Below are 9,583 nucleotides of genomic sequence, written 5' to 3' on the forward strand. Positions count from 1 at the left end.
TCCCAGGGCAGACGCCGGGCGAGATCACGGACAAGCTCCGGGCGCACGTCGAAAAGCACGTCCCGGACACGATGACCTTGACGTTCCGCAACCTGCACGGCGGTCATGGCGTGATCGTGGACCGCGATGCGCCGGCGATGCAGGCGGCGGCCACCGCCCTCGAGGGCGTGTTCGGCGAGCGCCCGCACTTTACGCGCGAGGGCGGCTCGATCCCCATCGTCGCCGACTTCAAGAAGATCTTGGGCCTGGACACCGTCCTGATGGGCTTCGGTCTGGACTCGGACTCGATCCACAGCCCGAACGAGCGGTTCGGCCTCGACCGGTTCCACCAAGGCATCGAGGCCTCGATCCGGTTTATGGACGCGTTTGCCGAGGGAGAGGCATGAGGGAAGGGGTAAGGGGCAAGAGGGGTGCGGCGAGGGAATGGCTTTCGCCCCTTGCCCTATGCCTCTTGCCGCTTGCCCTTCTCGCCTGCACCGCCGAGCCCAACGCGCCCGCGGTCACGCCGTCCTCGGACACGCTCGCCGTTCCGGCCGTCCTCGAGGACGCACTCGACCGGCTCGGCGTGGAGGGCGAGGTGCTGGACGCCGAGGGCGAGACCTACGCGATGGTCGCCCTCCCCGGCGTCACGCTGCAATGGGCCGACGCCCGCGGCACGGTCCTCAACCACATCTTGGGTCCCGTCGCCGACGGCGGGACAGCGGGCTCGCACTTCCACCCGCGCGCATCGAGCCCGGCGTTCGGGATGATGCCGCCGGGGACCGTCACGCGCCAGCAGTACGCCGACCCGCGCCTGCTGATGGTAATGAACGGGGCCTTTTTCGAGACGCCCGGTCGGCCGTCGACCCGACTCGCGTTTCCGATCTCGGAGAACGGGATCGTCGTGTCGGGCGGCAGCAGCCCGGCCGGTCCGGGACAGCCCGGCGCCGACGGCCAACGGTGGAGCCGGCCGCTGCGCGCCCTCGCCCTCGATGGCAGCACCTTCCGCGTGGCGACGTACGACCCAGAGACGGGCGCCCCGCTCGGCGTCGACCCGTTCGAGGAGGGCGTCGTGAGCTACGCGCCGTCGGCGCACCCGACGCGGACGCCCAACCGCTTCCACATCTTGGGTCCCATCGAGGCCGACTCGTCCGGCGCCTCGAGGACGATGCTGATCGGGACCAGCGACGGGTCCGCTCCCATCGACTCGCTCTCGGCGCTGTTGGCTCGGCTGGGCGTGGCCGAAGAGCACCAGATCGCCCTCGATGGCGGCGCGTCGGTCCACGTCTGGAACCGCCGCGCGGGGACGTTGGCTCGGCCGACCGCGGCCGGCGGCAACGACCCGCAACACCTGCCCCACTTCCTCACGCTCCGGCTCCGCTAGCGTCCTCGGGGGTGACGGGCCGCACCGAGACGTGTACGCCGCGTCCTCGAGGTCGAAGGGCCACGGCTCTACTCCGATTCCCCACCCCAGCATGTCCCCCCTCTTCGCCGACTTCGACCTCGAGGCCCAGGCCACACGCCAGATGCTCGCTGCCGTCCCGTGGGAGCACGCCGACTGGAAGCCGCACGAGAAGTCGATGTCGCTGGGCGCTCTCGCGCTCCACGTCGCGAGTCTCCCGACGATGGCTGTTCAGACCATGACGACCGACGGCCTCGACCTGGCGACGCCCCGCCCGCCGCGGCCCGAGATCACGTCGACGGACGACCTAGTCGCGATGTGGGACGAGAAGACGGCCGAAGTCCGCGCGCTCCTCGAGGACGCGAGCGAAGCCGACCTCGAGGCCGACTGGTCGCTCGCGATGGGCGGCAAGACGTTGTCCACCGACCCTCGCCACGTCGTCGTGCGGCGCTGGATGCTGAGCCACATCGCGCACCACCGCGGCCAGCTCTCGGTCTACCTCCGCCTGCTCGACGCGTTCGTCCCCGGCACCTACGGCCCGTCCGCCGACGACCGCCGGTTGCCGGGTGAATAGCGAGCGCCCTGACCCTCGAGGTCGAACGGCGCCGGCGACACGGCGTTCGACCGAGTCCCCACCACGGACATCATGCGCGTCACGCTCGCCCTCGCCTTCGCGGTCTCCATCACCGCCTGCCAGATGGACGGCGCCGAGCCTGACGCCTCGGCCTCCAAGACGTCCGCCGACGTCGTCTCGACGGTGAGCGCGCCGGACACGGTGTCGACAGTCGGCGACGACCGCGTGCCGTCCGACGAAGAAGCCGAGGCCAACCGCTATCGAGGACGAGGCCGCGACCTGATCGGCGCGGACACGACGGGCCAGGCCGACGCCCAGCGCGCCAACACCGAAACGCTCGCCGACCTCGACTCGACGCGCGACTGGTCCTCACGCCTTCAGCTTCCGTTGGGAGGAGACGTCGAGGGACCGAGCGTCGCCAAGCTCCAGGTCCTGCTCGACCGCGCCGGGTTCTCTCCGGGCCAGATCGACGGGCGCTGGGGTGACAACACCGAGCTCGCGTTGGTCTGGTTTCAGCGCTCCGCCAACCTCGAGGCGACGACGGTCGCCAACGAAGCGACGGTCCGAGCCCTGGCCGAGCGCGCCGGCCAGCCGAGCGAGTTGGTCACGACCCACGTCTTGACCGAGGACGACGTTGCCGGCCCGTTCGTCGAGATCCCAGACGACGTCTACGAGAAGGCCGAGCTCGACCGGTTGGGGTTCGAGTCGCTGTCCGAAAAGCTCGGCGAGCGGTTCCACGCCGCGCCGTCGTTCCTGGCCCAGCTCAACGGCGGCGTCGCGCTCGACAGCCTGGCGGCCGGCGACACCCTCCGCGTACCCAACGTCGCGGGTGCGCCCGGCCTCGAGGGCGAGGTCTCGCGCCTGGTGATCTCGGGCGAGGCCGGCTACCTCCACGCGCTCGCGGCCAACGGCGACGTCCTGTTCCACGCGCCCGTCACCGTCGGCTCGAGCTACGACCCGTCGCCCCAAGGCAGCTTCGAGGTCGAGAGCGTGACGCGCGATCCGTGGTGGCACTACCAGCCGTCCATCTTGGAGGGCGTCCCGGATGACGAGGAAGAGGCGCACCTGCCGCCCGGTCCGAACAACGCCGTCGGCCTGGTCTGGATGGCGTTGTCGAAGGAGCACTACGGCATCCACGGCACGCGCGCGCCGGGCACGATCGGCTACGCGTCGTCGGCGGGCTGCGTGCGGCTGACCAACTGGGACGTGCTCCGGCTGGCGGGCATGGTCGAAGGCGGGACGCCGGTCCGGTTCCGCGACATGTCCTCGAGGTCGTAGCCTGCGGAGGTGCGGAGGTGCTCGCGTCCTCGAGGGCGCGTGTGTTCGACCTCGAGGGCTATGGGCCTCGACCGTCCCAGGGCGCCGTTGCGCGCAACGGTGTCTTCCCTGTCGGCCTCGAGGGCGATCCGGTCTCGAGGACGGCGTGAGCACCGAGACCTCCCGCGCAATCAATGGCGACCTCGAGGACGCCTACTCGCCCGTCAGCAACGGGTAGGGGTTGACGGTCTCGCCGTCCCAAAAGTCCGCCGGGTCGTCGACGGTCCAAATCGCGAAGTGCAAGTGCGTGCTCTCCGGCACCGCGTTGCCGGTGTCGCCGACGGTCCCGATGGGATCGCCCTGCTGCAACACGTCGCCATCCTCGAGGCCGTCCGCATACGCGTCGAGGTGCGCGTAGTAGTAGACCGTCCGGTCATCCGTACCGAGGACGTAGGCCGTGATCCCGCCTTTGTCGCTCGTGAATAGCCTCACGACTCGGCCCGGCGCCGCGGCCACGACCATCCGACCTCGAGGCGCCATGATGTCGATGGCGTCGTGCGATCGGCCCTCGCTCCGCGCCGCTCGGTACGTGTCGACCAGCTCACTCGGCGGCACGCCGACGACGGGAATCAGCAGGCCGCCAGGCTCGACCTCGAGGTCGGAACGAGTGTCGTCGGCCTCGAGAGTGGAACCGGTCGCGTCGAGGTCGGACGAGTCCATTGGCGCCTCGTCGCGTACAGGCACCTCGTCCTCGAGGACGGGAATCTCTATCGCCGTCGAGTCGGGGTCGGCCTCGAGGTCGGTGCCCGACTCGAGCCGGCACGCGGAGAGCAGAACGAGCAGGGCGAGAAGCGCGCGCATGATCCCAGTCTAGCGCCGGGACCGGTCGATGGGTCGGACCAGGCCCTCCTGGACGGTACTCGCGACCAAGATGCCGTTCGCGTCGGTAACGGCGCCGCGTGTAAATGCTCGCGCGCCCGCGGCCGTCGGGGAGTCCATCGCATAGAGCAGCCAGCCGTCGGCGCGGAACGGGCGGTGGAACCAGATGGCGTGGTCGAGCGACGCGGCCTGGATCGTCCCGTCGAAGACCGACTTGCCATGAGGCAGCAGCGACGTCGCGAGCAGGCCCCAGTCGCTCGCGTAGGCCAGGATCGCCTGGTGGACCAACGGGTCGTCCGGCATCGTCCCGTCGGCGCGGAGCCAGGTCGCGGACTGGGCTGGGCGCGGCGACGGGCGAAGCGGGTCGGCCGGGTCCACGGGCCTAAAGTCGATGGGGCGCTCGCGCGTCAGGACCGTCCGAAGCGGCTCGGGCAGGCGGTCCGCGATGCCCGCGGCCAGCTCGCGCTCGGACGTCAGGTCGTCGGGCGCCGGGACCTCGAGGGCGGGCTCCGCCTGGTGGTCCGGCCCGTCCTCGACGCGGTGGAACGAGAGCGAGGCGTTGAAGATGGGTCGCCCGTGCTGGATCGCCGTCACGCGCCGCGTCGAGAACGACCCGCCGTCGCGCAGCTTCTCGACCTCGTAGACGATGGGCGCCTCGATGTCGCCGGGCAGGATAAAGTAGGCGTGCAGCGAGTGGCACTCCCGGCCGTCCTCGACGGAGCGGCCCGCCGCGACGAGAGCTTGGGCGAGCACCTGGCCGCCGAACACACGCGGCGACGCCAACGGCCGGTTGCGCCCTCGGAAGATGTGGACCTCGATCGGTTCGAGGTCGAGGAGGTCGAGGAGGTCGTCGAGGGCGGACATCGTGGCAGGGTTCGAGGCTCCAAGAAACCGCCTCCCCACGCCGATACCGTTCCGTCGAGACCTTTTCACCGACCCACGCTTGCCGGAGGACACGCCGTCGGCTACTCTTTGGCTCGCTCACTCTTTGCTGCCATGAAGCCCCTCTTCGCCTTCGTCCTCGCCATCGCCTTCGTCGCCGGCTGCGCCGACGAGCCCGCAGCACCGGCCGACCCGCCCATCGCGCCGGGCGCCGCCGAGGTCGTGACGGACCCCGAGGAGGACGCCATGACGGACACGTTGATGCTCGACGACGACGTCATGATCGACGACGCCGACCTCGAGGTCGGCGAGGTCGAGGACGTGGACGAGGGCCTCTAGCCGTGTCGCCCTCGAGGCCGCGTCCTCGAGGACGGACGACGTCTGTCATGGATGCGCACCAATGACGTTGTAACTCCGGCGCTGTGGCGTGCGTGACTGAGACAGTCTGCACCCTCGACCATGCCGTTTCGCTGTTTCGCGCTCGCCTCGATTCTCGCGGCTTCCGCATCGGCCCAGGCGCCCGTCGAGTGGGCGCCGAGCACCGAGAGCGTCCGCCTTCTCGTCCCCGAAGCCGACTGGTCGATCGATCTCGAGGTCGCAGACTTCGACTCCGTCGAGGTCTTCAACGTCCCCCTGGTCAACGATGGCAAGCGGCTCTCCGTCGCTCTCATCAGCGCGGGTGACACGCTCCGGGTCGTCCCAGACGCGCCGGGTATTTATCGAGTCAGGCTGGCTCGTGAAGGACGCAGGATAGCGCTCGACTTCACGTTCTGGAGTCCGGCCGAAGCCTCCTTCTCCGATGACCAGATCGGGACCTCGCGGATTGCCGCGCCGGAGGTGTACGAGTTGGTCAACGTCGCCTTTGCGTTGACGCCCACAGGACGAGACACGACGAACGTCCTCGTCTGGCGAAGCGGGCCGTACTACGACCGCGTCCGAGCGCACTTCCTCCCGTTCACAGAGCACCCGGCCATCATCGCCCTCGAGGCCGTACTCCGCGACGACGACTACGTCCCCGTCCGCTCCAACGCGCTCGCCTTCCGCTTCGAGGACGACCGGATCGTCCCGGACACGACGTACGCCTCGCTCGGCCGCGGGCACGCCCGGCTCACGACCCTCCTCCCCGACCTCGAGGCGTTCGCGACGGAGTCCGGCTTCCGAGCCTTCTACGACGAGAACCGCCCGTACTACGTGGAGAGCGTCCGAGACATGGAGGACCTCCTTCCGGTTCACCAAATGTGGACGTGGCTCGAGGCCGAGTTCCCCGCGCGGTCCCAGAGCTACCTCACCGTGTTCTCACCGCTGACCTACGGGACCCACAACGCCATGACGGTCGAGGACGGCGATCACCGCCAGTCCATCGCGTTCATTCCCGGCCCTTCCGTCCTCGAGGACGGCGAGTCGATCGTGGGGACCGGATCGGCGTCGTGGAGGCAGGTCGAGATGAGCCGGATGGCGTTCACGGAGTACGACCACACCTACGTCAACCCCGCGATGGACCCGCACATCCGCGCGATCCAGGACGCGATGCCGGATCTCGACGTGTGGAATCAGATCAGCGTCTATCGGAGCGCCTACGAGACGTTCGCGGAGTACATGACGTGGGCCGTCTTCCTGCTCTACATCGACGACCACTACCCGGCGGAGACCGCAGCCGAGACGCGAGACGGCGTGACCCGGTTTATGGAACGCAACCGGGGCTTCGTCCAGTTCGGCGCCTTCGAGGGCGCCTTGGCGGACCGCTACGCCCGGCGCGCACCGGGCGAGACGGTCGCAGATCTCATCCCCGACCTCGCCGCCTGGATGGCGGACAGGGCAACCGACGAGCAACGCTAACCGGAGGCGTCCTCGAGGACGGATCAGCGCGCCTTCGTCGGGCCGGGCTGCGTTGAGGGCTCGGCGCCCGGACGCGGGTAGTCGGGCGCCTCGGAGCGCGCCTGCGCGGGCACCTCGGGGCGTTGGCCCCGCCGTCCGCGACTGCGGCCCTCGTCGAGGGCGCGGTCGATGTTGTAGGCGGCCGAGATCAGGCCCAGGTGACTGAACGCCTGGGGGAAGTTGCCCAGCGCCTGACCGCTCAGCCCGGTCATCTCGGAGAACAGGCCGAGGTGGTTCGAGTAGCCGAGCATCTTCTCGAACATGACGCGCGCCTTGTCGAGGTACGCCGGATCGATCCGGCCCGCCCGCGCCAAGGCCTCCACGAGCCAGAACGAGCACAGGTTGAACGCGCCCTCCTCCCCGCCGACGCCGTCGTCCACCTCGCCGGTGTTGTAGCGCCAGACCAAGCAGTCGCTCGTCAGGCCGCCCTCTTCGGGCGCCTTGAGCGTCTCCTCCAGCGTCGAGATCATCCGGGGGTCGTTCGGCCCGGTAAAGAAGACCAGCGGCATCAGCAAGTTCGACGCATCGAGGACGTCGCTGCCGAACGACTGGACGAACGCGCCGCGCTCCTCATTCCAGCCCTTCTCCATGATGGCCCTGTAGATCCGGTCGCGCGTCTTGAGCCAGCGCCGCCGCGGCGCCGGGAGCGACCGCTTGTCGGCCAGCCGAAGCCCTCGGTCTAGGGCGACCCAGCACATCAGCTTCGAGTACACGAACTGCTCGCGTTCGCCGCGGACCTCCCAGATCCCCTCGTCCGGCCGGTCCCAGTTGGCACACACCCAGTCCACGTACTTGACGATGTCCTGCCAGAACTCGTACGCGATCGGCGTGCCGTACTTGTCGTACAGGTAGACGGCGTCCAACAACTCGCCGTAGATGTCGAGCTGGAGCTGGCCCGCCGCCCCGTTGCCGACGCGGACCGGCCTCGAACCTTTGTAGCCCTCGAGGTGGTCGAGCTCGAACTCGTCCAAGGTCCGTCGGCCATCGATCCCGTAGACGATCTGGAGCGGGCCGTTCGGGTCATCTGTGATGCCCGACTCGCACCGGTCGCGGAGCCAGCCGATAAACGAGCGGACCTCGGCCGTGAACCCGATCCGCAAGAGACCGTAGAGCGTGAACGCGGCGTCGCGGATCCACGAGTAGCGGTAGTCCCAGTTGCGGTGCCCGCCGATGTTCTCGGGGAGCGACGTCGTGGGCGCGGCGACGATGGCCCCGGTCGGCTCGAAGGTGAGCAGCTTGAGCAGGAGCGCGCTCCGCCGGACGGTCTCGCGCCAGCGACCGGTGTACGTGCATCCCTCGAGCCAGTCGCGCCAGTAGTCGGTCGTAGCTCGGAACAGGTCGTACTCCTCGTCGCGACTGAGCGGCTCCTCCAGGCGCCCGACGGCGTCGAGGTAGCGGAGCTCGAGCGTGACCCGGTCGCCGCGCTCGAGCTCGAGGTCGCGCGTGATGACGGGGTGGTCCGGGTCGGTGTCGTCGACGTAGAGCGTACGGACGGTCGACAGGCCCAACCGCATCGGGCCGCCGTCGGGGCCGCCGGACTCGGCCGTGAACACGGCGCCCTCCTCGGTCAGCTCGACGGCGTGGCGGCTCCGCCCATAGTCAAACCGCGGCGCGACGCGGATCCCGATCTTGATCCGGCCGCGTAGCACCCGGACGTGGCGGATCAAGCGGTGGTAGCCCGCGTCCGGCCCGATGTCGCCGACGGGCATGTAGTCCACGACCTCGGCCGCGCCCTCCTCGCCCGTGAACCGCGTGACGAGCACGTTCGAGTCCGGGAGGTACGTCTGCCGCGTCGCGTAGCTGCCGTCGACCTCGATGCGGAAGTGGCCGCCCTTTTCCGAGTCCAAGATGCCGCCGAACACGGACGGCGAGTCGAAGTGGGGCAGGCACAGCCAGTCCACCGACCCGTTCTTGCCGACGAGCGCGGCGGTCCGCATGTTGCCGATGAGGCCGTAGTCCTCGATCGGAGCGTAGGGGATGGTCAAGGGGCGAGCGCGGTGTGAGCGGGGAAGATCGCGCCGGTCGAGGGCGATGCGCGCCCTCGAGGACGCCTACAAAAAACGGCGGAGATACCCGACCACGGCCTCGACGTCCGGCAGCCGATGGGCCGCGACCGTCTCTCCTTCTCCGACCTTGACGGTCACCGACGGCGTCCGCAGGGCCTGGAGAGCGACGAAGGCGTCCTCGTCCGTCACGTCGTCGCCGAGGTAGACCGGCGTCCGGTCCGGGTGTGCCGAGGCGATTCGCGTCACGGCCGTCCCCTTCGAGACGCCTTCGGCACGGAGCTCGACGACGGCCTTGCCCCAGATCGGCACCAGGCCTTGGGGCACGGCCTCGGTCCAGCCCTCGAGGGCGGCGCGTGCAGCGTCGGCGTCGGGCGCGTGGCGGTAGTGGACGGCGAACGCGGCGCCCTTGTCCTCGACGTGTACGCCGGGGAGGTCGGGCACGGCCGCCTTGAGACCGGAGAGAGCGTCGGCGTGCTCCTCGCCGGCCCGTTGCTCGACGGTCCCGTCAGCCCACCCCTCCTCCGCGCCGTGGAGCCCGACGGCCCGGACGTGGACACCCAGCAATCGGCCGAGCGCCTCGAGGTCGCGGCCGGTCACGACCACGACGGGGTGCGCGTCCTCGAGGGCGACTAGCAAGTCCGGCACGGCGGGGTGCGGAGCCGCCGCGGCCGGGTCGTCCACGATAGGCGCGAGTGTGCCGTCGAAGTCGAGGAACAGTAGCGGGCGGTC

The 9,583-nt window shown here is 69.7% G+C and carries 11 protein-coding genes; 7 read left to right on the plus strand and 4 right to left on the minus strand.

Annotated features, from left to right (window positions below):
• From WBA11_RS20065 to WBA11_RS20085, 5 genes are all read left to right on the plus strand, one after another.
• A partial coding sequence (locus WBA11_RS20065; RefSeq protein ID WP_424522404.1) for a M20/M25/M40 family metallo-hydrolase occupies nucleotides 1-386 on the plus strand: 386 nt, incomplete at its 5' end.
• Nucleotides 387-451: 65 nt separating this feature from the next.
• Nucleotides 452-1,363 (plus strand): hypothetical protein, encoded by a 912-nt coding sequence (locus tag WBA11_RS20070; protein ID WP_424522405.1) that lies wholly within the window; start codon nucleotides 452-454, stop codon nucleotides 1,361-1,363.
• Nucleotides 1,364-1,454: 91 nt separating this feature from the next.
• Nucleotides 1,455-1,955, plus strand: a complete 501-nt coding sequence (locus tag WBA11_RS20075; protein ID WP_424522406.1) for a DinB family protein — start codon at nucleotides 1,455-1,457, stop codon at nucleotides 1,953-1,955.
• Between the two features lie 72 nt (nucleotides 1,956-2,027).
• Nucleotides 2,028-3,233: a L,D-transpeptidase family protein gene (locus WBA11_RS20080; RefSeq protein ID WP_424522407.1), complete on the plus strand. Its 1,206-nt coding sequence runs from the start codon at nucleotides 2,028-2,030 to the stop codon at nucleotides 3,231-3,233.
• A 17-nt stretch (nucleotides 3,234-3,250) separates the two neighbouring features.
• Nucleotides 3,251-3,382 carry a hypothetical protein gene (locus WBA11_RS20085; protein WP_424522408.1) on the plus strand — a complete coding sequence of 44 codons (132 nt, stop codon included), beginning with the start codon at nucleotides 3,251-3,253 and terminating at the stop codon, nucleotides 3,380-3,382.
• A 43-nt stretch (nucleotides 3,383-3,425) separates the two neighbouring features.
• Here the strand turns inward: WBA11_RS20085 and WBA11_RS20090 are convergent, their stop codons facing one another.
• The gene (locus tag WBA11_RS20090) at nucleotides 3,426-4,073 is read right to left on the minus strand and encodes a M23 family metallopeptidase (protein ID WP_424522409.1); all 648 of its coding nucleotides are present in this window, start codon (nucleotides 4,071-4,073) and stop codon (nucleotides 3,426-3,428) included.
• Nucleotides 4,074-4,082: 9 nt separating this feature from the next.
• Nucleotides 4,083-4,955: an acyl-CoA thioesterase gene (locus WBA11_RS20095; RefSeq protein ID WP_424522410.1), complete on the minus strand. Its 873-nt coding sequence runs from the start codon at nucleotides 4,953-4,955 to the stop codon at nucleotides 4,083-4,085.
• Nucleotides 4,956-5,087: 132 nt separating this feature from the next.
• On the opposite strand from WBA11_RS20095, the gene WBA11_RS20100 reads away from it, so the two are divergent.
• Complete coding sequence (locus WBA11_RS20100; protein WP_424522411.1) at nucleotides 5,088-5,312, plus strand: hypothetical protein; 225 nt, start codon at nucleotides 5,088-5,090, stop codon at nucleotides 5,310-5,312.
• Between the two features lie 120 nt (nucleotides 5,313-5,432).
• Entirely contained in the window at nucleotides 5,433-6,809 is a 1,377-nt protein-coding gene (locus WBA11_RS20105) for a DUF4932 domain-containing protein (RefSeq protein ID WP_424522412.1), read from the plus strand.
• Between the two features lie 23 nt (nucleotides 6,810-6,832).
• Here WBA11_RS20105 and WBA11_RS20110 read toward each other — a convergent pair whose 3' ends face one another.
• The gene (locus WBA11_RS20110) at nucleotides 6,833-8,833 is read right to left on the minus strand and encodes a glycoside hydrolase family 15 protein (protein ID WP_424522413.1); all 2,001 of its coding nucleotides are present in this window, start codon (nucleotides 8,831-8,833) and stop codon (nucleotides 6,833-6,835) included.
• Nucleotides 8,834-8,899: 66 nt separating this feature from the next.
• Nucleotides 8,900-9,583: trehalose-phosphatase (otsB, locus tag WBA11_RS20115; protein ID WP_424522414.1), on the minus strand; the 684-nt coding region annotated here is incomplete at its 5' end.

It is taken from the genome of Rubrivirga sp., from assembly GCF_049648075.1.
Classification (GTDB): Bacteria; Bacteroidota; Rhodothermia; order Rhodothermales; family Rubricoccaceae; genus Rubrivirga.